At 66.2% G+C, this 22,132-nt stretch carries 18 protein-coding genes; 11 read left to right on the forward strand and 7 right to left on the reverse strand.

The window, feature by feature from the left end:
* Position 1 precedes the first annotated feature (1 nt).
* From C4S73_RS12465 to C4S73_RS12480, 4 genes are read left to right on the forward strand one after another with little or no spacing between them, the layout of a single operon-like run.
* The gene (locus C4S73_RS12465) at positions 2 to 1,714 is read left to right on the forward strand and encodes an ABC transporter permease (RefSeq protein ID WP_103872806.1); all 1,713 of its coding nucleotides are present in this window, start codon (positions 2 to 4) and stop codon (positions 1,712 to 1,714) included.
* The gene (locus tag C4S73_RS12470) at positions 1,702 to 2,793 is read left to right on the forward strand and encodes an ABC transporter ATP-binding protein (protein ID WP_103872807.1); all 1,092 of its coding nucleotides are present in this window, start codon (positions 1,702 to 1,704) and stop codon (positions 2,791 to 2,793) included. Before C4S73_RS12465 ends, C4S73_RS12470 begins: the two co-directional genes overlap by 13 nt.
* Positions 2,790 to 3,938: an MBL fold metallo-hydrolase gene (locus C4S73_RS12475; protein WP_103872808.1), complete on the forward strand. Its 1,149-nt coding sequence runs from the start codon at positions 2,790 to 2,792 to the stop codon at positions 3,936 to 3,938. Before C4S73_RS12470 ends, C4S73_RS12475 begins: the two co-directional genes overlap by 4 nt.
* Before the next feature lie 13 nt (positions 3,939 to 3,951).
* The gene (locus C4S73_RS12480) at positions 3,952 to 4,710 is read left to right on the forward strand and encodes a 5'/3'-nucleotidase SurE (RefSeq protein WP_103872809.1); all 759 of its coding nucleotides are present in this window, start codon (positions 3,952 to 3,954) and stop codon (positions 4,708 to 4,710) included.
* 104 nt (positions 4,711 to 4,814) lie between these two features.
* On the opposite strand, the gene C4S73_RS12485 is transcribed toward C4S73_RS12480, so the two are convergent.
* Positions 4,815 to 5,951, reverse strand: coding sequence for a DSD1 family PLP-dependent enzyme (locus tag C4S73_RS12485; RefSeq protein ID WP_103872810.1), 1,137 nt, complete (start codon positions 5,949 to 5,951; stop codon positions 4,815 to 4,817).
* A gap of 129 nt (positions 5,952 to 6,080) precedes the next feature.
* On the opposite strand from C4S73_RS12485, the gene C4S73_RS12490 reads away from it, so the two are divergent.
* Positions 6,081 to 7,901: an ABC transporter ATP-binding protein gene (locus C4S73_RS12490; RefSeq protein WP_103872811.1), complete on the forward strand. Its 1,821-nt coding sequence runs from the start codon at positions 6,081 to 6,083 to the stop codon at positions 7,899 to 7,901.
* Between the two features lie 10 nt (positions 7,902 to 7,911).
* Here C4S73_RS12490 and C4S73_RS12495 read toward each other — a convergent pair whose 3' ends face one another.
* The 3 genes from C4S73_RS12495 to C4S73_RS12505 form a co-directional block, all read right to left on the reverse strand.
* Positions 7,912 to 8,490 carry an invasion associated locus B family protein gene (locus C4S73_RS12495; RefSeq protein ID WP_160115753.1) on the reverse strand — a complete coding sequence of 193 codons (579 nt, stop codon included), beginning with the start codon at positions 8,488 to 8,490 and terminating at the stop codon, positions 7,912 to 7,914.
* Between the two features lie 85 nt (positions 8,491 to 8,575).
* Positions 8,576 to 9,619 carry a GTPase ObgE gene (gene obgE / locus C4S73_RS12500; protein ID WP_103872813.1) on the reverse strand — a complete coding sequence of 348 codons (1,044 nt, stop codon included), beginning with the start codon at positions 9,617 to 9,619 and terminating at the stop codon, positions 8,576 to 8,578.
* Positions 9,620 to 9,663: 44 nt separating this feature from the next.
* Complete coding sequence (locus C4S73_RS12505; protein WP_103872814.1) at positions 9,664 to 10,530, reverse strand: LysR family transcriptional regulator; 867 nt, start codon at positions 10,528 to 10,530, stop codon at positions 9,664 to 9,666.
* Positions 10,531 to 10,701: 171 nt separating this feature from the next.
* Between C4S73_RS12505 and C4S73_RS12510 the strand changes: the two genes are divergently transcribed.
* The 4 genes from C4S73_RS12510 to C4S73_RS12525 all read left to right on the forward strand — a co-directional run bounded on the left by C4S73_RS12510 (position 10,702) and on the right by C4S73_RS12525 (position 14,521).
* On the forward strand, positions 10,702 to 11,634 hold the full coding sequence (locus C4S73_RS12510; protein ID WP_103872815.1) for a DMT family transporter: 933 nt from the start codon (positions 10,702 to 10,704) through the stop codon (positions 11,632 to 11,634).
* Positions 11,635 to 11,711: 77 nt separating this feature from the next.
* Complete coding sequence (locus C4S73_RS12515) at positions 11,712 to 12,893, forward strand: hypothetical protein (protein WP_103872816.1); 1,182 nt, start codon at positions 11,712 to 11,714, stop codon at positions 12,891 to 12,893.
* A complete protein-coding gene (locus C4S73_RS12520) occupies positions 12,890 to 13,564 on the forward strand; it encodes a hypothetical protein (protein WP_103872817.1) in 675 nt (224 codons plus the stop codon). The genes C4S73_RS12515 and C4S73_RS12520 overlap by 4 nt, the downstream gene beginning before the upstream one ends.
* A 282-nt stretch (positions 13,565 to 13,846) precedes the next feature.
* Complete coding sequence (locus tag C4S73_RS12525) at positions 13,847 to 14,521, forward strand: hypothetical protein (RefSeq protein WP_103872818.1); 675 nt, start codon at positions 13,847 to 13,849, stop codon at positions 14,519 to 14,521.
* Between the two features lie 3 nt (positions 14,522 to 14,524).
* Here C4S73_RS12525 and C4S73_RS12530 read toward each other — a convergent pair whose 3' ends face one another.
* From C4S73_RS12530 to C4S73_RS12540, 3 genes are read right to left on the reverse strand one after another with little or no spacing between them, the layout of a single operon-like run.
* Positions 14,525 to 17,746 (reverse strand): efflux RND transporter permease subunit, encoded by a 3,222-nt coding sequence (locus tag C4S73_RS12530; RefSeq protein WP_103872819.1) that lies wholly within the window; start codon positions 17,744 to 17,746, stop codon positions 14,525 to 14,527.
* A gap of 11 nt (positions 17,747 to 17,757) precedes the next feature.
* Positions 17,758 to 19,005: an efflux RND transporter periplasmic adaptor subunit gene (locus tag C4S73_RS12535; RefSeq protein ID WP_103872820.1), complete on the reverse strand. Its 1,248-nt coding sequence runs from the start codon at positions 19,003 to 19,005 to the stop codon at positions 17,758 to 17,760.
* Positions 19,002 to 19,658 (reverse strand): TetR/AcrR family transcriptional regulator, encoded by a 657-nt coding sequence (locus C4S73_RS12540; protein WP_146071341.1) that lies wholly within the window; start codon positions 19,656 to 19,658, stop codon positions 19,002 to 19,004. Before C4S73_RS12540 ends, C4S73_RS12535 begins: the two co-directional genes overlap by 4 nt.
* Before the next feature lie 264 nt (positions 19,659 to 19,922).
* On the opposite strand from C4S73_RS12540, the gene C4S73_RS12545 reads away from it, so the two are divergent.
* Both C4S73_RS12545 and C4S73_RS12550 read left to right on the forward strand, forming a co-directional pair.
* Positions 19,923 to 20,723, forward strand: coding sequence for a glutamine amidotransferase (locus tag C4S73_RS12545; RefSeq protein ID WP_103872822.1), 801 nt, complete (start codon positions 19,923 to 19,925; stop codon positions 20,721 to 20,723).
* Positions 20,720 to 21,964: an NAD(P)/FAD-dependent oxidoreductase gene (locus C4S73_RS12550; RefSeq protein WP_103872923.1), complete on the forward strand. Its 1,245-nt coding sequence runs from the start codon at positions 20,720 to 20,722 to the stop codon at positions 21,962 to 21,964. The genes C4S73_RS12545 and C4S73_RS12550 overlap by 4 nt, the downstream gene beginning before the upstream one ends.
* The last annotated feature ends 168 nt before the right edge of the window (positions 21,965 to 22,132 follow it).

The following is a 22,132-nucleotide window of genomic DNA, read 5'->3' on the forward strand; positions in this document are numbered from 1 at the left end:
CATGTCGTTCGCGGATGCCTCCACGACGCGGACGCGGATCGAGGAGACGGGCCTTCTCTGGAGCCTCGTCATCCTCGTCGCGCTCCTGTCGCTGCTGCCGATCGGGCGGCTGGTGGTCGAGGGTCTGGCCCCCGGCGGCCAGCTCTCGACCTCCTCGCTCGCCAAGGTCTTCGCCAGCCCGGCAACCTGGACGGCGACGGTCAACAGCCTCGTCACGGCCATCGCCGGCACGCTGCTGGCTGTGCTGATCGGCGGCGTGGTGGCGCTCGTCACCTCGCTGACCGACATCCGCGCCCGCAACGCTTTCACCTTCTGCTTCGTTCTGCCGCTGATGATCGCGCCGCAGGTCACAGCGCTCGCCTGGCTGCAGCTGTTTGGCCCATCGAGCACACTGCTCAAGCTGATCGGCATGGCGCCTGGGCTCGGCAGCCGCAACCCGCTCTATTCACGCGAAGGCATCATCCTGCTGCTTGGCCTGCAATACGCGCCGCTGGTCTTCCTGACCCTGCGTGCCGGATTGCGTGCCTTGCCGAAGGAGCTGATCGAGGCCGGACTTGCCGCCGGCGCGAGCCCCCTCACGGTGCTGCGCACTGTCGTCCTGCCGCTGATGACGCCGCCGCTGGTCGCAGGGATTGCGCTCTGCTTCGTCTCCTGCCTCGGCAATTTCGGCATTCCAGCCTTCCTCGGCATCCCCGGCAATTTCGTCGTGCTTCCAACACTGGTCTATCAGCGCCTCGCGGGGCTGGGCCCCGGCGTGCTCTCGGAGGTGGCGATCCTCTCGCTGCTGATCGGCGTCATCGCCATGGCCGGAATCCTGCTTCAGGATTTCATGCTGCGCCGCCGCGACTTCCGGATCACCACGACCTCGAGCGCGGCCCGCCCCTTCGAGCTCGGGCGCTGGCGCAAACCGGTCGAGATCGCGCTCTGGACCTTCGCCGTCCTCGTCCTGGCCCTGCCCTTCCTCGGCCTGCTGACGACCTCGCTGATCCCCGCCTTCGGCGTGCCGCTGAATGCCAGGACAGCGACCTTCGGCAATTACGCCTATGTCCTGTTCGAGCACGCCGCGTCGAAACGCGCCTTCCTCAACAGCTTCCTGATGTCGGCGACCGCTGCGATCGTGATCGTGCTGATCTGCATCCCGCTTGCCTATTTCATCGTCTGGAAGAAATCGCGGCTGCTGCGCCTGCTGAATGTCGCAGCCGAACTGCCTTACGCCATGCCCGGCGTGGTGCTCGCCATCGCCGCAATCCTGCTGTTCCTGAAGCCCCTGCCGCTTCTGGGCTGGTCGCTCTACAACACCGTCTGGATCATCCTCTTCGCCTATCTGGCGCGCTTCCTGGTGCTCGGATTGCGCCCGATCGTCAGCGGCTATCTCCAGCTCGATCGCACGCTGGAAGAAGCCGCGCAGATCGCCGGCGCCGGCCTGCCGCGCCGGCTCGTGACCATCATCTTCCCGCTAGTGGCACCGGCTGCGGTCGCGGGCGCTCTGCTGATCTTCCTGACCGCCTTCAACGAGCTCACCGTCTCGGCTTTGCTGTGGTCGTCGGGCGCCGAGACGCTCGGCGTCGTCGTCTTCTCCTTCGAGCAGGGCGGCGATTCCACCTATGCCTCGGCGCTTGCCGCCGTCACCGTCCTGGTCACCGTCGGGCTGATGCTCTCGACGCTGACCTTCGCCCATAAACTGCCACAGGGAGTGCTGCCGTGGCGCGACTGACGATCGACCGGGCGCAGAAGCGCTTCGGCACCTATACGGCACTGGACGAGGTTTCGCTGGCGGTAGAGGACGGCGAGTTCGTCGCCGTGCTCGGTGCATCCGGCTGCGGCAAGACCACGCTGCTGCGCCAGATCGCCGGCTTCGACAAGCTCGACGGCGGCTCGATCACCATCGGCGACAGGCTGGTCTCGTCGGATACGCAGCATGTCCCGCCCGAGCATCGCAAGATCGGCATTGTCTTCCAGTCCTATGCGCTCTGGCCGCATATGAGTGTGGCCGAGAATGTCGCCTATGGCCTCACGGTCGCCGGCGTGCGCGACCCTGAGCGCGCCAGGCGCGTCGCTGCGGCGCTGGACCTCGTCGGCCTCTCCGGCTTCGCCGACAGGCGGCCCGGCCTGCTCTCGGGCGGCCAGCGCCAGCGCGTGGCGCTGGCGCGCTGCCTCGTCACCGAGCCCTCCCTGGTGCTGCTCGACGAGCCGCTCGCCAATCTCGACGTCCATCTGCGCGCCTCGATGGAGGAGGAGTTCTCCCGCTTTCACGAGCGCACCGGCACGACCATGGTCTACATCACCCATGATCAGGCCGAGGCGATGGCGCTGGCAGACCGTATCGCCGTGATGGATCGCGGCCGGCTGCTCCAGCTCGCCACCCCCTCGATGCTGTATCGCGAGCCGGCCAATGCCACGGTCGCAGGCTTCATCGGCGATGGCATGGTGCTGCCGGCAACCGTGCTCTCGGGGCCTGATGCCGGGCGCTGCAAGGTGCGCGTGCTCGGCGTCGAGGCGGTTGTGCGCTGTCGTCCGGATCAGACCGCTGGCGACAACGCAAAAATCTGCTTGCGCGCCCGCGATATAGGCATCGCCGCAGCCAACGGCACCGGCATCGCCGCCCATGTCGAACGCCTGTCGTATCAAGGTGGCTTCTTCCGGATGGAGGCCCGCCCCGTCGCGAACCCGAACATGCTCCTGCATCTCGATGTGCCCGAACCCACGCCGGCTGAACCCGGCGGCACGATCACGCTCGCCATATCGGATGGTTGGGTCATTCCGGCTGAGACCGTTGCGGATCTGGCGGCATGAGGCTTCGGATTCACGGCGGCGTCGGCGAGAAGGGCCGCACCTGCATCGGCGTCGAACATGGCTCGACGCGCCTGCTGCTGGATGTCGGCGTGGACACCAGCTCTCCGCGCGGGCCAGCCTATTACCCGGCGATCGCTCCCGACATGCTGGTGGCGACCGACGCCATCATCGTGACGCACGCCCATGAGGACCATGTCGGCGCGCTCGGCTGGTGCCTTGCCAACGGCTTTTCCGGCCGCATCCTGATGACGGCAGAGGCGGCAGCCGAAACCGCCGCGACGCTCGCCGCCTACGCAACGCCGGAAGAATGCGCGCTCGCCCGCAACGGACCGGTCGAGATCATCGAACCCGGCCGGCACTTCGAGATCGGTCCGCTGGCTGTGAGGACAGGCCGCAGCGGCCATGTCGTCGGCGGAGTCTGGTGCCACCTGTCGGCAGGCGGGCGCAGCCTCGGCTATTGCGGCGACGTTGTTCCCGCCAGCCCCGTCTTCGCCATGGACCCGATGCCGCCCTGCGATCTCTTCCTCGTCGATGCCTCCTATGGCGAGGATCGCATCCCCGCCGTCGAACGCGGCCGCGCTGTGGCGCGCTGGCTGCAGGCCCATCCGCAGGGCGCCGTATTACCCACGCCGCTGACCGGCCGCTCCATCGAACTGATCGCGCTGATCGAGACCCCGATCGCCATCCACCCGTCGATGCGCGAGCCGCTGGCGCAGCAGATCGCCGCGACGGACTGGCTAGCGCCCGGCATGGCCGAGATACTTGCAAGCCGGCTCGCCAGGGCCGAACTCTGGCAGGAAGGCATGGCGCTGCCCGCCGCCGCCTTGCTGTGCCATGATGGCATGGGCCTGTCGGGCCCCTCGCAGGCCGCACTCACACAGGCCAGTGCCGCCGGGCACCCCGTCCTCCTGACCGGCCACCTCCCCAAGGGCAGCCCGGCCGCGACCATGTTGGCCTCGGGTCAGGCGCAATGGCTGCGTTTCCCGACGCATCCGACACTGCCGGAGAACGCCGCGCTCGCCGCCACCAGCGGCGCTGCCGTCATACTCGCCCATTCCTGCGACATCGCGACGGCGCGCGCGCTGGCCCCGGTAATCGCGAGGCTGAACCCTGAAATCCGCCCCGGCGATGTCATCGAAGTCTGAAACGAGAAAAACCATGCGGATCCTGCTCGCCAACGACGATGGCATCGATGCTCCCGGTCTTGCCCTCCTTCGGCTCGCCGCCGCCCGGCTCTGGTCCGACATCTGGGTCGTCGCGCCCGAGCGGAAATGGACCGCCGCTAGCCACCATCTCTCCTTCGATCGCGATCTGGTGCTGAGCCGGCGCGAGCCTCAGGTCTACTCCCTTTCCGGCACCCCCGCCGATTGCGTGGTCGGCGCCATGAGCGTGCTGTTCCGCGACGGCCAGAAGCCCGATCTGGTGCTCTCCGGCGTCAATGACGGCCGCAATGCCGGGGAGGATGCCGCCTATTCCGGCACGCTCTCGATCGCCCGCGAAGCCTGCTTCTGGGGCATTCCGGCGATCGGGCTCTCGCGCGCGAAGGGCGGCGGCTCTGGGGAAACCGACATCGCGGCGCTTGCCGCTCTCATCGAGAGCCTCTGGGCAAGGCGGACGCAGTGGTCACGCGACGGCGCCTGGCTCAGCGTCAACCTGCCGAAGGAGCTGCCGGCGGAGGTCGGCCTCGCGCGCATCGGTCGCGACAAGATCGCAGGTGCAGCCGATCTGGTCGAGGAAACCCCGGACAAGATCATCTGGCGGATCAGGCGCGGCCGCTCCTATAGCAGCCAGCCCGGGGACGAGAATGCGCTGATCGATTCAGGGCGGATCGCGATCGTGCGGCATTGCTGGACGGATGGCGCGCCGCTGAACGAAGCGCTTGCAACAGGCATCAACGGCGATCTAGGCGCGAAATAGCGTGACCAGAGCGCGATGCTCTCGGCCTTCAGGCCGAGGCGCCGCGTCATCCGGCCAGCCGGCGTCACCAGCCTCAGGGCAAGTTCGGCCAGCACCTGCCGGCGTCAGGTCAAGGCGCCACGTCCGGCCACCGGCCAGAGTGCCTCGACATGGGCGTCGGGCCCATGCAGCCCGCGCACGCAGACATAGAAATCGTGCAGGTTGACGGTCGGGTCGCAATGGCCGGGCACCAGCAGCAGCCGGTCGCCACGATGCGGCAGCGCGATCGGGTCGCCCGTCAGCACGCCATGTTCGTCGGAAGGCTTCGTATAGATCACGCCCTCGCGGCGGAACGGCATCGGCATGCCCGAATCGACCGCCGCCGCCTTGTGACCGGCATCGACGATGGCGCGATCGGGCACCGGCTTGCTCATCACACCCGTCAGGATGAAGAGCGAGTGCTCGAAGGTGCGGAACGGCGTGCCGTCGGCCTGCCGGTTACGGGCGTAGTCTGCGTCCATGAAGATGTAGGAGCCGGCCTGGATCTCGTTCCAGATACCCGACTGGCTCTCGATTTCGAACGTGCCTGTGCCGGCCCCGCTGACGACCCCGCAGGTCAGGCCCGCCTGGGCCAGACGATCGACCGTATTGCGCGCGGCAAGCCCCGCGCGCTCGATCGCCTCGCGCCGCTCGTCGATCGAGCGCATATGCTGGGCCGTGCCGTGATAGGCCTGCAAGCCGCCGAACCGCAAAGTGTTGCTGCGCGCCACGGCTTCCGCGATCCGCACCGCCGCCTCGCCGGGGGCCACGCCGCAGCGACGCCCGCCGACATCGATCTCGACGAGGATATCGAGCACGACATCGTTGCGTGCGGCTGCTTCCGAAGCCTCGCGCACACCTTCGAGATGGTCGACGCAGAGGCTGATCCTTGCCTGTCGGGCCAGCTGTGCCAGCCTGTCGAGCTTGGCGGCACCGGCAATCTCGTTCGAGACCAGCACGTCGGTGACACCGCCTGCGACGAGGATTTCCGCTTCGGAGACCTTCTGGCAGCACTGGCCAACCGCGCCGTGGGCGATCTGGCGCAAGGCGATCTCGGGGCTCTTATGGGTCTTGGCATGAGGGCGCAGGCGCACGCCATGCCCCTGCGTATAGGCCGCCATGGTGACGAGGTTGCGCTCGAAGGCGTCGAGATCGAGCACCAGCGCCGGCGTGTCGATCTCGTTGAAGCTCTGCCCGGCTTGGGCCGGCGGATGCAAGGGCATGGGCGGTCGCATTCTCCTGAATCAGTTATGTCTATCGGACGACAGCTTCGTGTCCGGAGCAAGACCCATGGACCCCGTGGCGTCATGCGCCAGTGGCGCTTGCGCAAATGCCATGGTAGGCCCCGCGCCATGAAGATAGGCCGCGTCACCGACGATACCCTCGCGCTTTTCCTCCGTGTCTGGCGCGAGCAGGTCAGAACCTACCTGCCGCAGATGGCGATGATCATGGGCCTCGTGGTCGTGATCGCGGCGACGACAAGCTTCTATCCGCTGCTGATCAAGGCGGCCTTCGACGCTTTCGCCGACCCCCTGGGGGCCGAGGCCACCGGCTTCGTGCGCCGCATGGAGCGCCTTGTCTCGAAATCGATCGGCATCGAGATCGGCGTCGTCAACGCCGTCGCCGTCGTCGTCGTCATCGTGACCGCGATCAAGGGCTTCTCGCTGCTGACCCAGACGGTGATGACCAACAGCGTCGTCAGCCGGATCGAGGCCGACATGCAGACCGCGCTCTATGCGCATCTGATCGACGCCGACCTCGCCCAGCTCCAGCGCGAGAACCCGGCCTCGCTGACGCAGCGCTTCACCACCGACTTCACCTTCGTCAAGGAAGCCCTGACCCGGTTGATCAACATCGCCGTCCGCGATGTGCTCACCGCGATCGCCCTCGTCGGCGCGATGATGTGGATCGACTGGCAGATGACGCTGGTCGTATTGCTGATCGCCCCCATTCTCGCCCGCCCCATCGGCAAGATCGGCAAGAAGCTGCGCCGCATGGCGATGTCGCAGCAGGAGCAGACCGGCATCATGGCAAGCCTGGTCACCGAGAGTCTGCAGGGCGCGCGTGCCGCCAAGACGGATTCGCTGGAGCCCTATCTCAAGGCGCGTGCCGCCGGCGCTTTCGAAACCATCCGCGCGCTCAAGATGAAGGCCGCCAATGCGCGCGGCCGCCTCGACCCCCTGCTCGAAGTCGGTGGTGGCATGGCAGTCGCGGGCGTGCTGGCCGCGATCGGCGTGCGCATCACCTCGGGCAGCTCGACGGTCGGCGATTTCACCGGCTATGTCTCGGCCCTGCTGCTTGCAGCCCAGCCGATGCGCTCGCTCGGCAACCTCAACGCCATCGTCCAGGAGGCCGGCGCCTCCCTGAAACGCTACTACGCCCTGCTCGATGAGAAGCCGGCGATCACCGAGCGCCCCGATGCGAAGCCCTTGCAGGTCGGGGTCGGCGAAGTGGCCTTCCGCCATCTGCGCTTCCGCTATCGCGACGACGCCCGCGCGCTGGAGGGCATCGACCTCGTCGCGCAAGGCGGCAAGACCACTGCGCTCGTCGGCCGTTCCGGCTCGGGCAAGTCGACGCTGCTTGCGCTGGTTCCCCGCCTCTACGACCCCAGCGACGGCCGCATCGAGATCGACGGGCAGGATCTGCGCGATCTCTCGCTGACGAGTCTGCGCAGCCGGATCGGCGTCGTCAGCCAGGATGTCGTGCTGTTCGACGACACCGTGCGCGCCAACATTGCCTTCGGGCGCCCCGGCGCGAGCGAGGACGAGATCGTCGCAGCCGCCAAGGCCGCCGCGGCACATGATTTCATCATGGCCATGCCGGAAGGCTATGCCTCATCCGTCGGCGAGCGCGGCCAAAAGCTGTCGGGCGGCGAGCGCCAGCGCATCGCCATCGCGCGCGCCATCCTCAAGGATGCGCCGATCCTGCTGCTCGACGAAGCGACGAGCGCGCTCGACACCGAGTCCGAGCGCCTCGTCCAGCAGGCGCTGGCGCGGCTGATGGAGAACCGCACCACGCTGGTCATCGCGCACAGGCTTTCGACGGTCCGCGACGCGGACCTGATCGTCGTGCTGGATGAAGGCAAGATCGTCGAGACCGGCAGCCACGACGCTTTGCTGGCGCGCGGCGGCACCTATGCCCGGCTGCACCGGCTGCAATTCGCCGAGAGCTGAGCCGCTTTTCTCACGGCTCGCGGGCGAGCGCGTCCATCGCCGCCTGGAAGCCACGGAACGAAAAAGGCAGCACCACCGGCCGGTTCGCCGCATCCGGGAAGCGCAGCTGTCCGCTTTCCGAATAGTCGCGCCAGCGCTTCAGCATCTCGTCGCTTAGCGTAACCTCGGCAAAGCAGCCGCCGGGAATGCAGCGCGAATAGGCCGCGAGCGTGCCCTCCTCCTTCTCGCCCAGCGCCAGGCGCACGCCTGCATTGGGGCCGAGGGTGACATTCGGCGCGACCTGCACGACGAGCTTGTAGGGCTCGGTCCTGACCGGCCGGCCCAGCGCGATCAGGGCGACAGGCCCGCGCTGTCCCTGAATCTCGAGCGTCTGCACGATCTCACAGATGCGCGTGCCGACGCCCTGCTGGCAGCGATGAATCCAGTCGCCGTAACTCGCGGTCGTATTGTCGGGCTGCGAGACGCTCCCAGGCGCCGGTGCCGCTGGCGCCGGGCGCTGCGCCGGAGCCGGCGGCCGCTGCGCCTGTGCGAAGGCCGAACCGGCGCAGAACAGCGCCAGCAAGAGGATCGGAGACGTCAGTTTCATCATCGCGCGTTGCATTCCCTCTCGAACGTCAGGGACACGCAATTGACGCGACGAAGCAACGCCGCGCAAGCGCGAGGTTTACGTCTGGTCACGGCCGCCAGCCGGTTTCCTCGGCCGGCGCATTCTCGCGCTGCTCTTCCTTGCGCGCATCCTCGACATAGGAAAACAGCGCCCGCAATGCCGCCTCGACGCCCTCGCCCGATGCCGAGGACAGGATGATCGGCATGCGCTTGGCTGCCCGCTTCAGCCGCGCCACCTGCTCCTTGAGCAGTTCGGGGCTGAGCGCATCGACCTTGGACAGCGCCACGATCTCGGGCTTCTCGTCGAGGCCCTCGCCATAGGCGGCAAGCTCCTTGCGCACCGTCTTGTAGGCCTTGCCGGCATGCTCGCTGGTGCCTTCGACCAGATGCAGCAGCACACGGCAGCGCTCGACATGGCCGAGGAACCGGTCGCCGAGACCATGGCCCTCATGGGCGCCTTCGATCAGGCCGGGAATATCGGCCAGCACCATTTCGCGCGCATCGACCCTGACCACGCCAAGCCCGGGATGGAGCGTCGTGAAGGGATAGTCCGCGATCTTCGGCTTGGCGGCCGTGACGGTGGCGAGGAATGTCGACTTGCCGGCATTGGGCAGGCCCACGAGCCCGGCATCGGCGATCAGCTTCAGCCGCAGCCAGACCCAGCGCTCCTCGCCGACCAGGCCGGGATTGGCATGGCGGGGCGCCTGGTTCGTCGCGGTCTTGAAATAGGCGTTGCCGAAGCCGCCATTGCCGCCCTTGCACAAGACGAAGCGTTGCCCGGCCTGCGTCAGGTCGGCGATCAGCGTCTCGCCGTCTTCGTCGAATATCTGCGTGCCCGGCGGCACACGGAGCACCTTCACTTCGCCATTGGCGCCGTGCCGGTCGGCGCCCATGCCGTGCCCGCCGATCTTGGCCTTGAAGTGCTGCTGGAAGCGGAAGTCGATCAGCGTGTTCAGACCCTGCACGCATTCGATCACGACATCGCCGCCGCGTCCGCCATCGCCGCCATTGGGCCCGCCGAACTCGATGAACTTTTCACGGCGGAAGGAGACGCAGCCTGCGCCGCCATCGCCCGCCTTCACATAGATTTTAGCTTGATCAAGGAATTTCATGCTGTCTCAGTAGTGGTCCGCGCCCGCAAGGGCAATGCGGCGTCTCATGCCGCGAGCTGTGTCGTCATCATCTCTTCGCGCAGGGCTTCGGCAAACCGGCGCGCGGCGAGGCTGGGCTGTGGCGCGATGATGAGCCCGACCGAGAGCTCGAACAGTGCCGGCAGGTCTTCCGCCGGGCCGAGTCGACGCAAGGAGGCCGGCACCGCGCTTTCCGTGATCGCCGTGACGCAGAAACCCGCCTCGACCGCCGAGAGCATGCCCGAAGTGTGCGAACAGGAAAAGACGAGGCGATGCGCCTTCTGCGCCATGGCCAACGCCGAGAGAATGCGCGGCCGCGCGCGACAGCCCTCGGAGAACAGGGCCAGCGGCAGCGTCTCCTGCAATTCCGGCCGGTGGCCGCGCGCCGCGACCCAGACCAGCGGCTCGCGCCGCAAAACCTCGCCCATCGGACGGTTGGGGTCCTGCGTCACCACGGCAAGGTCGAATTCGCCCGCCGCGAGCGCCGGCTCGATGCGCTTGGAGAGATCGCAGCGCAATTCGAGCTCAACACGGGGATGCTCGGCTGCAAAGCGCGCGATCAGCGGGCGCAGATAGGCATCGACATAATCGTCGGGAATGCCGACGCGCAGCCGTCCCGATGCCGTATCGCCACCGAGATCGGTCAGCGCCTCGCGCTCGACCGCGAGCAGCCTGCGCGCATGGCCGATCAACCGCTCGCCGGCATCGGTCGGCGTGACGCCGCGCCGCGACCGCACCAGAAGCTTGTGGCCAAGCTGCGTCTCGAGATCCTGGATCCGAACCGAAATGGCCGATTGCGTCCGGCCGAGCCGCGCACTCGCGGCAGTGAAACCACCGGTCTCCGCCACCGCTACGAGCATGCCGAGCGCGGCGAGATCGAAATGGGTCGTCATTGCCTCTCCTCGCATCGATCGGATTTAAGAATGGTTAAATCAGAATAATCCGTTTTTCCGATTGATGGAAGGGCGGTATTTTGCCTGCACCCTCAGCCTCATCACTGATCCGCCAGCGCGAGACCGCAGCTCGGGGTGAGGGCTGTAGAGTTCGATAGCCAGGACCACGTCATGTCTGCCCCCAGCTTGTCCGCCCCCGCAGTCGCCACCATGCCGCGCCCCACCGCGCCGGCGCTCGCCATGTTCGTCGCCCTGCTGACCGGCGCGACCTGCATCGGCTTTTCCGGCGTCTTCGTGCGGCTTGCCGATGTCGGCCCGGCCGCAGCCGGTTTCTGGCGGATGATCTTCGCGCTGCCGGCGCTTGCAGCCTGGATGGCGCTGGAACAGCGCAGGCCCGTAACAGGCGGCGTGCGGCCCAGCGCGCTGGGCCCGATCCTGCTCGCAGGTGTCGCCTTCGGTTTCGACGTCGTGCTCTACAACGCCTCCCTCCAGTTCACGACCATCGCCAACGCCTCGCTACTCGGCAATCTCGCGCCGGTCGGCGTCGTCCTCGGCGGCTGGCTGCTATTGGGCGAGCGCCCGACGCGACGCATCCTCGGCGCATTGATGCTGGCGCTGAGCGGCGCGCTGATGCTGGTCCTGCCGAAATTCGCCAGCGCCAATGCCATCGCCGTGGCGCCGAACGGCCCGTTCGGCGATGCGTTGGCCGTGGGCGCCGCCTTTGCCTATGCCGGCTACATCCTCGCCATCCGGCGCGCCCGCGACCATGCCGATGCCGGACGCATCAGCCTGATCTCCAGCGCGGTCTGCGCCGTGTTCTGCCTTGGCGCCGCGCTGGCGCTGGGCGAGACGATCCTGCCGCAGAGCCTGCAGGGCTGGCTCGCCGTGATCGCGCTCGGCCTCGTCTCGCATGCCCTCGGCCAGGGCCTGATCACGCTCTCGCTGGGCAGCTACGGCGCCAGCGCCGCCTCGCTGGTAATGGTCTGGCCGGCGCTGGTCAGCGTGCTCGCCGCCTGGGCGCTCTTCGCCGAACAGCCCTCGCCCGCGCAGGCCTTCGGCGGCGTGGCGATTTTGGCGGCAGTGCTGCTGGTGCGGAAGGGCTAACGGGCATTCCGCACCGGACTTATCCCCCCTCCCGAAAATGACCTGAGAATAGCGCGCTCCAAGCCACGGAGCGCCCCATGCCCACCAGCAACGACACGCCGCCATCCGGCCTCGGCCGAAGCGGCGAACTCATCCGCTTGCGCCGCAGCCTGATCCGTCTCCAGGACGAAACCCGCCTGCTGCGCCGCGATCTCCTGCTGCGCAAGTACAACCCTGCCCAAGCACGCGTACCTGCCGGCAATACCGGCGGCGGGCGATGGACCAGCGGTGGTGACGGCGGCTCTGTTCGAAACCCCGCCGCAGGCGGCGGCGGAGATAGCCTTGGTGGAGGCGGCGATGGCCTCGCCGAATTCGGCTCCGGCGACGGATTTGCCGTCGACGACACCGGCCAGGAAGCATGGGCCTCCTATGATGAAGGCTGGAGCGACGACGGCTCGATCTTCGAGCGCGACATCGTCAACCGCGACGGCAGCACGATCCAGTCGGAATACGCCGCGTCCCGCGAAGCAGGTTGGGACGAGCGTCACACGGTCACGCTGAGTGACGGCAGCAAGACCGTTTTCGAGACGAGCGGTAGCGTCCAGACGATCCGCGACGGCGAGGTGATCAGTCGAGCGGTGTGGACGCCGGATGGTCCGGAGCCGATCGCAGATATTGTGGAAGCAAGGTGGAGACGCGGAAGTCGGTCAGGCGGCTCCACTTGGTCAGCAGCTGGCGATAAGCTGTTCAACTGGCTCAACACATTTGGCAACGCCTCCGGACTTCAGACAGTCCTCGGCTTTAGGGCCAATGACTACCAGCCGGGAGCAGTGGGCTCCTTTGACGTTTCCTTCGTTGCGCAGGTCGCGCGAATCGATGTTGAACGAGCGTGTCCTTCCATGCCAAAAATCCAAGATATGCTTGACCAAGCAGCCCGTGATGCGGGGCCAAGCAGCACTTTCCAGTCGATGCAAAAGTACGGCACGGACGTTCATTTGCGAATGAAGCGCAGCATCGATGCTTGGGGCAATCCCAACGTCGTAGCCGAACGATCTTATTTCAAAGAACGGCGCGAAACAGGCGAGCAGGCTTATGGAACTGCCGGAACGAAGAGGTTCGATATCCATGAGAGGGTATCCGACGGTACCCGCTGCCTCTATGACATCAAGACAGGGCGGGCACTCTCGCGCTCGCAATCGGATACTCTCGCCGATGCTGCTATGCGGATCGAAGGAGACGTGAGCCGGCTGCTTGTCATCGAACTTCGGCCACGCTCATGACGACGCAAAGGCAGATAGTCAGACTCCTGGAGCAATATTGCGGCCGCGACGATCTGCTGATCCGAGGACACGATGTCTATCTCGTGCCGATCGGTCATGTGGTGCGAGGCTTCAGCATTTACAGAACCGGCGAGAAAGATCGCTTCGACATCGCCACCTTTTGCGGCAGCAGCTTCGATTCGACCCTGGAATCACCTCGCGGAATCTCGAGTATCGACCGCTACGAGAACTGGCTTCCTCGATGGACGCATCCGGACCTTCAGCACGATTTCGACCGCCTTATCCAACAGTACATCGTGCCCACGCTGACGTGCCTCGATCTCAAGACTCTGTTGCCCAAATCTGATGCGCGATGGCAGGGTCCAGAGGTTCCATTCGCCGGCAGCTTCCGCATGCCGCACATGAGTGCGCCCGTCTACGCGGCGCTCGGCGACTTCGTCTCCGCGGACAAGCAACTCGATGTGCTCACACTTATCCCTCGTGGCCACCGAATCATGGAGCCAGTGCTGGCGGCACTTCTGGACGACCTTCGGCCTTTGATCCGCGCAAACGACCGGCCGGGGGTTGCAGACTTGCTCCACAAATGGGAGGCAGCCGCAATGAGCCGTTGGGCCCTTGCAGACCATTGGCGCCCGACGCCATTCCCTTTGGAACGTCAACTCCCAGCCTAGTCTAGCTTGGATGCCATCCGCTACCGCCGAAACGTCGATGGCGGCGGGCATACCCGCAACAGGGCTATCCCGCCGATCGATCCGCAGATCGCCGCGTCGCTTCGCGCAGACCAACAGTGGATTCACGTTCCAGGATTCATCGCCATGAGCCTTACCGACTTGAAGGCCGCGCGATCCAATGAACGGCCAGATTGACCACCGTGCGGAGATACTTGCCACAGCTTTGTCGTATGGCTTCCGTAATATCCGGCGCATCATCGTCATGGAGGTTCGGCCCAGGCAATGACGACCAAGAAGCAGATCAAATGGCTGTTGCAACAACTCGCGGACCGGAACGGCGATCTATCCGTTGTCGGCCCGTTCGTCGTGGTAAAGCCGCTCCGTCATGTCATACGAACCATTTCAGTCGACAGAACAAGCAGCGCCGATTACCCGCAATTTTTCTGGTCGATCGGGCATAGCTTCAATCCGTTCACATCTCTGCAAGGCATTTGTCTCGAGCAGTTTTATCTGGAACGGGGCGCGCCCAGTCAGTGGTCGCAACCCGGCATGGCCGACGCCTTCATCGAGGCGGCCGAACAGCGAATCTTGCCAATGCTCCGCAAGGTCGTGAACATCGCCGACATACTTCGCGTCGAAGGCGAACGCTCTCATGAATTCAATTCCACCCTCCAGTACGCGCCATACCAGATGCACTTTCATGCCGCCAATGGCCAACTGGGCGAAGCCGTTGCAGTGCTGAATGCGATAAAGAGCGGTCACTGGAGCAGGACGACAGGGCGACGTCGCGATTTTGAGTATGCCACCGACCGGCTAGGACCGCTCCTCCTCGCGGAAGACCGCGACGGTATCGCGGCTCTGTTGCATCGATGGGAACGTGATTTCGTTGAGTGGGGTGGTCTCGAAGCAATTTACGAATCGACGCCCTTCCCCATCGAACTCCAGCCCCCCGCCTGAGCCTCACTCCGCCGCAAGCCTTGGCGGCAGCGGCCGTGCCAGCGCCTTCGCGCTGGCCTCTCCCGGCGTTGCGTGCTCGTGAATCGGCTCCCATTCGCTTTCGTCTTCGGCCTTGCTGAAGAAGCGGCCGAAGAGCCAGGCGGTGCCGCGCGAGAGATCGTCCATCACGGCGTAGAAGGACGGCACGAAGACCAGCGACAACACGGTCGAGACGATCAGGCCGCCGATCACCGCGATCGCCATCGGCGCGCGGAACTCGCCGCCATCGCCGACGCCATAGGCCGAGGGCAGCATGCCCGCCGCCATCGCGATCGTGGTCATCACGATCGGCCGGGCGCGCTTGCGGCCGGCCTCGAGCAACGCGGTGTAGCGGTCTTTGCCCCGCGCGACCTCCTCGACCGCGAAATCGACCAGCATGATCGCGTTCTTGGTGACGATGCCCATCAGCATGAGCAGGCCGATATAGACCGGCATCGAAACGGCATTGCCCGTCGCCAGCAGCGCGATCACCACGCCGCCGAAGGAGAGCGGCAACGAGAGCAGGATCGTGATCGGCTGGAAGACCGAGCCGAACAGCAGGATCAGCACGGCCAGCACGAGCATCAGGCCGGTTGCCATTGCCGTGATGAAGCCCTGCACCACCTCGCCCTGGATCTCGGCGTCGCCGGTCGCGGCGATGCGGACGCCATTGGGCAGGCCGACCTCCTCGACGATCGACTCGAACTTGCCCTGCGCGGTTCCCAGCTCGAAGCCGCGCTTCAGGTCTGCGCCGATCTGCGCGCGCCGCACGCGGTCATAGCGGTCGATCGAGCTAGGCCCCTCGCCGAAGCCGATCGTGGCGACGGCGGTAAGGGGGATCGACACGCCGCTGGCATTGGTGACGCGCAAGGCCGCGATATTGCGGATGTCGGTGCGGGCGATTTCGTCGAGTTGCACCCGGATCGGCACGAGGCGGTCACCGGCATTGAACTTGGCGAGATTGGGACCGACATCGCCGATGGTGGCGACCCGAACGGCCTCGGAGATCGCTTCTGGCGTGACGCCGAGATTGGCGGCCTCCTCCAGCTTCGGGGTCACCCGCATTTCCGGACGGCTGAGTGAACCGGCTGTGGCGACGTTGAGATAGCCGTCGACCTTGCGCATCCGCGCCTCGATCCGCGACACCGCCTCGTCGAGCGCATCGCCATCCTTGGACAGGATCGAGAAGGCCATTTCGCGTTCGCCGCGCTCGTTGACATACCATGCCCGGACATCGGGCACGCTGGCGAGCTTCTCGGCGATGACGACCTTGAGGTCCTTCTGCCGGGCAGTGCGCTCAGCCTTGGGCTTAAGGAGAATGGTGACGGCGGCGCGGCGGACCTCGCGCTGTCCGGTCGGAGAGGCCCCGCCGAGCACGAAGACGTTCGTGACCTCCGGAATGGTCTTCAGCGCATCCACGAGCTGGTCGGTGGTGACGCGCGTATCCTCAAGCGTGGAGCCGGGCGGCAGCTCGACCGAGGCCACGACGCGCGAGGTGTCCTCGTCCGGGATGAAGCCGGTGGGCAGGAGCGAGGTCGCGTGGATCGAGGCGAACAGGAAGCCGAAGCCGATAATCAGCGTCAGATAGGCCATGTTGAACGGCAGCTTGCGCCAGCGTCCGGTGCCGTCGAAGCGCGGCAGCACTGGAATCCGATGCTTGGCCAACGTGCCCTTGAGCAGTCCGACATAGCCGCGCATGACGATCCCGTCCTTGGGATCGGCATGGTCGACCGGCCGCATCAGATAGGCGGCCATCATCGGCGTGATCAGCCGCGCGACCAGAAGGGAGAACAAGACGGCGACCGCGACCGTCAGGCCGAATTGGCGAAAATACTGGCCGGCGACGCCGCCCATGAAAGACACCGGCGCGAAGATCGCGACAATCGTCAGCGTGATCGCGATGACGGCGAGCCCGATCTCGTCGGCCGCTTCCATCGCGGCGCGATAGGGCGATTTGCCCATCTTCATATGCCGGACGATATTCTCGATCTCGACGATCGCATCATCGACCAAAATGCCGGTCACCAGCGTGATGCCGAGCAGGCTGACGAGGTTCAGCGAAAAACCCATCAATTCCATCGCCCAGAAGGTGGGGATGGCCGATAGCGGCAGCGCAATCGCGGTGATCAGCGTCGCCCGCCAGTTGCGCAGGAACAGGAAGACGACGAGCACGGCGAGCCCCGCGCCCTCCAGCAGCGTCTCCATAGCCGCCTTGTAGTTGCCGTAGGTATAGGCGACGGCGTCGTCGATCGGCTTCAATGCGATGTCGGGGAAGCGCTTGTTCAGCTCCTCGATCCGCGCCGCGACGACATCCTTCACGGACAGCTCGCTCGAGCCTTTCGAGCGGAAGACCGCAAAGGTGACGACGGGCTGCTTGTTCAGGCGGCCGAAGGCGCGCGGCTCGGAATTGGAATCCTCGACACGGCCGAGCTCCTTCAGGCGCACTTCGCGCCCGCCGGTCAGCATGATCTTGGTCTCGGCCAGCTCCGCGACGGTACGTGCACCGGCCAGCGTCCGGATCGCCTGTTCCTGCCCGCCCACTTCGCCTCGCCCGCCGGCGAGATCGACATTGGTGGCGCGGATCTGGCGGTTGACCTCGCCTGCCGTGACCCCCAGCGCCAACAAACGGTCGGGATCGAGAGAAATCCGGATTTCGCGATCGACGCCGCCATAGCGCTCGACCCGGCCGACGCCCTTCAACCCCTGCAATTCACGCGCGACGACATCGTCGACATGCCAGGAGAGCTGCTCCAGCGTCATGCCGGTCGAGGCCGCGCCATAGGTGAGGATCGACTGGCCCTCGACATCGATGCGCTGGATGATCGGCTCGTCGATGGTGCGCGGCAGATCGGCCCTGATCTTGGCGATGGCATCCTTGACGTCGTTTACGGCACGGTCGGTGTTGGTTTCCAGCCGGAACTCGATCACCGTCGCCGAAGAGCCGTCGGTCAGCGTCGACATCACATGCTTCACGCCGGTGATGTTGGCGACCGAATCCTCGACGCGTTTCGAGACCTGGCTTTCCAGTTCGGCCGGCGCGGCGCCGGACTGCGTAATCGTGACCGAAACCAGCGGCACGTCGATATTCGGGAAGCGCGTCACCGGCAGCTTCGAGAAGGACATAAGGCCGAGAACGCACAGAACCACGAAGAGCAGGATCGCGGGGACCGGCTTTCGGATCGACCAGGCGGAGAAATTGATATTCACGATCAGCCCCGTCAGTTCGTCGCGATCGGCGTGATGACATCGCCATCGCGCACGAAGGTGCCGGCGCGCGCGACGACCGTCTCGCCCTCGGTGATGCCCGAGGCGATCTCCGCGCGGCCACCGCCGGCTAGCCCCAGCTTGACCTTCTTCGTGGTGATCTTGCCCTCGGTCACGCTCTGCACCGTTGCGCCGGAGCGCGCATAGGTGATCGCCGAAAGCGGCAAGGTCACGACAGTCTTGCGTCCGGTTTCGATAACGCCGCGCGCGAAGGAGCCTATCGCAACGGGCGGATTGCCGATGAGCGCGACCCTGACCCGGCCGAGCCGCGAGAGCTTGTCGACCTCGGGCGCGATCAGGCGGATCGTGCCCGCCAGCGCCACAGGGCTGCCGGCCGGCGTCACCGCGACATTCTGGCCGATTTTCAGGCCGGGGAGCTCCACTTCCGCCACCTGAGCTTCCAGCTCGATCGCGCCGTCCTCGATGATGCGGAACAGCGGCTCTGTGCTGGCCATCGCGGCGGTTGCGCCGAGCTTGGCATTGCGCCGGCTGACGATGCCGCCCTTTGGGGCCTTGATCTCGGTCCGGGCCAGCTTCACCTCGATGTCGCGGCCCTGCGCCTTGGCCAAGGCGAGATCGGCCGTCGCGATCGCCAGCGCCTGCCGCGACGAATTCAGCCGCGCCGCGGCCGAACGGGCGGCGGCATCGCGCTGGTCGAAGGTCTCGATGCTGGCATTGCCGGTGTCGCGCAGCGCCTTGGTGCGATCGAAAGCGTTGTTGGCCTGCACGAGATTGGCCTGGGCCTCGACGATCTGCGCATTGGACTGGGCAACCAGCGCCTCGGCACGCGCGATCTGGGCATCGTTCTGGGTCTTCTGGACTTCGAGCGTGGTGCGCGACAGCCGGGCCAGGACCTGTCCGGTGGCGACGCGGTCCCCCTCCTCAGCCAGGATCTCGACGATCTGGAGGCCATCGACCTCCGGCACGACCTGCACCTCATCGCGCGCGATCATCGAGCCGGAGACGACGACGCTCTGGATGATTTCGGTCACCTTGGCCGTGGTTACCGTGACCGACGGGCCCGTATTGGTCACGGACTGCGCCGGCGGTGCGGCTGGCGTCTGGGCCTGAAGCGGCGACAGCCCGCCGGCGGCGAGCGCCAGCAGCGAAACGCCGACGAGACGTGAAACAGCGATAGGACGGAACATCGGGCGGACTTTCGGAAGAGCGGCGGACTTCGCCGTAATGGCTTTGGCGGTCATGATCGCGGCATGTCCTCGGATAATGCGTCCTGCGGCGGCAGCAGCATCACCTGAGCCAGCCCGCGCATGGCGGCAAAGAGCGTCTCCGCCCCCATCGCCGCGTCGAAATTCGGATCCATTGCGCGGCGACAGAAGAAGCCGTCCGCCATCATGAAGATGGCCTGCAGGTAGCGTGCGTCGTCGAGATTTGCGGGAAGTTCCCCGCCGGCCTTGGCGCCGGTGATCGCCGCCGCCAGCCCCTGGACGACGGTTCCGTCGATATCCGCGCACATCTGCGCCATGCTGGGGTTGCGCGCGGCCTCGGCCCAGATCTGCAGCGCGATGATCGCCTTCTCGCGCGGTTCGTCGACGAGATGCCGGCGACCGAGCGCATCGAGCTGGTCGAGCAGGTTTCCCTTGCTGGGATCGAGGCCCGCAAAATCGGCGGCGATCTGCGTGCGATCGCGCTCGGCCATCCCGGCGATGATCGCGTCCTTCGAGGCGAAATACCGATAGAGGTTGCCCGGGCTCATGCCGGCCTCATTGGCAACGTCGTTCATCGTCGCGGCATGGAAGCCCGCACGGGCGAAGACGCGTTCCGCCGCATCGAGAATACGCGTATGACGCTCCGACAAGGCGCCGTCCTGCAGCATGGCCGGGGAATGAGGGGGCACACAGATATCCTGATTGAGAATGAACGTTCATTCTCATGTCTGAATCCGATGCTGAAGTCAAGAAATCGATCATGCCGAGCATTACGCTCCACTTCGCGGCTTCCCTATGGCAAGCGCCGCCATGCCCCCACCGCCGGATCGCCATGCGCCGCTGGCTTACAATTTGCTTGCCTCGTTCCGGCTGGAACCGCATTCTCAGGAGATGGCATGGCGTCGCGCGCACCTTCCACCCCTGATCGCAGGCGAACGGCCTCGAACCTTGTGATGAACGACCACTCCCTTCGTTTCCGCGCCGCCCGCCCCATTCGCTCGCCTCTCGCGCCCCGGCCGCGCCCGGCGCCGAAACCGGTGCTGGTCGTGCTGCATCAGGAGCAGTCGACGCCCGGCCGCGTTGGACGGCTGCTGCAGGCGCGCGGACATGCGCTCGACATTCGCAAGCCCCGCTATGGCGACCCGCTGCCGCGGACCATGCGCGACCATGCCGGCGCGATGATCTTCGGCGGCCCGATGAGCGCCAATGACCCCGACGACTTCGTCAAGGCCGAGATCGACTGGATCGGCACCTGCCTCAAGGAGAACGCCCCGTTTCTGGGCATCTGCCTGGGCGCCCAGATGCTGACCCGCCATCTCGGCGGCACGGTCTATCCGCATGCGGAAGGCCGCGCCGAGGTCGGCTATTACGGTCTCGACCCGACAGATACCGGCAGGAGCCACGCCGTCGAGGCCGGCTTCGCCTGGCCAAAGACTGTCTATCAGTGGCACCGCGAGGGCTTCGATTGCCCCAAAGGCGCCGAATGCCTGGCGACTGGCGGCGATTTTCCCGTGCAGGCGATCCGCGCCGGCGGCAAGGCCTATGGCATCCAGTTCCACCCCGAGGTCACGCCCGCCATGATGTGCCGCTGGTCCGTACGCGGCCATGAACGCACCCTGATGCCGGGCGCGCAGCTGCGACATCTCCATCTCGAAGGCTGGTACCAGCATGATCCGGCGATCCGGCTCTGGCTCGACGCCTTCCTCGACCATTGGCTGAAAGTCCCGGCGGGCGCGGAAGCCGCGACGTCGTGAGCCGCAGCGTCATCGTCCTCGGCGCCGGCATGGTCGGCGTCTCCTGTGCGCTCAGCCTCCAGAAGCGCGGGCTCGACGTCACGCTTGTCGACCGCCGCGAACCGGGAACCGAGACGTCCTACGGCAATGCCGGCGTGCTCGCCCGCAGCTCGATCATGCCGCTGAACGCGCCCTCGCTCTGGCGCAAGCTGCCGAGCTATCTCGGCAATCGCAGCCCGGCGCTGCATCTCGATCCCGCTCGCCTCATCGCCGAACCCGGCTGGATGCTGCGCTTTCTCTGGGAGGCGAGGCCGTCACGGCTGGCAGCCCGCGTCGCCGCGCTGGAATCGCTGATGGCGCACACCGTGCCGCTGCATCGCGAGCTGATGACGCAGGCCGGCATCCTGCATCGCCTGCGCGAAACCGGCACGCTGAAGCTCTGGCGCTCCGAGGCCGGCTTCGCCAGCGCACAGGCCGAACACGACTTTCTGCGCGAGCATCACATCGAATCGCAGGTGCTGGACCGGCAGGCGATCTCCGCGGTGGAGCGGGACCTGAAGCCGATCTTTCCGGCGGGATTGCTGATCCCGGCCAATGCGTCGGTCGATGCGCCAGGCCCGGTGACATCAGCCTATGCGGACCTGTTCGTGAATCGCGGCGGTCGCATCGAGCAGGCCGAGATCCGTTCGCTGACGCGGGCCGGTTCAGGCTGGGCCGCCACGACTGATTCAAGCGCCTTCGCGGCCGATCTCATCGTCGTCGCGCTCGGCCCCTGGAGCGGCGACCTGCTGCGTCCGCTGGGGCTCAACCCTCAGCTTGGCGTCGAACGCGGCTATCATCGCCATCTGCGGGCGATCGGCAGCGCCAGTCTGTCGCGCCCGGTCTATGATGTCGATGCAGCCTATTTCATGGCGCCGATGGAGCAGGGCTACCGCGTCACCAGCGGCGTCGATCTCAGCGCGCGCGACGCGCCCGACAACCACCGCCAGATCGATGCGGTCACGGCCAGCGCGCGCGAGGCCTTTCCGCTCGGCGATGTCGTGGAGGCCCAGCCATGGCGCGGCGCGCGTCCGACTCTGCCGGATTCCCTGCCGATGATCGGCGAGGCGCCGCGCAATCCCGGCCTGTGGCTCGCCTTCGGCAACCAGCATATCGGTTTTTCGACGGGCCCCGTGACGGGTGAGATCCTGGCGGCGATGATCACCGGCGAAACGCCGATAGCCGATCCAAAGCCGTTTGCACCGGGACGGTATATCGCCTGACGCCAGCCGTCATGGTCGGGCTTGCCCCGACCATCTCCTGCCGAACGAGGCTCCGGCGCCGTCTCGTCCCGAGATTCTCGGGTCTACGCTACGCTTCGCCCGAGAATGACGACATGCCGATGAGGCGAGAACCGGAGCGGAGCGGACATCAGTCCGTGAGCACCGGAA

Source organism: Allobosea lathyri (assembly GCF_900108245.1).
In the GTDB taxonomy this organism is placed as follows: Bacteria; Pseudomonadota; Alphaproteobacteria; order Rhizobiales; family Beijerinckiaceae; genus Allobosea; species Allobosea lathyri.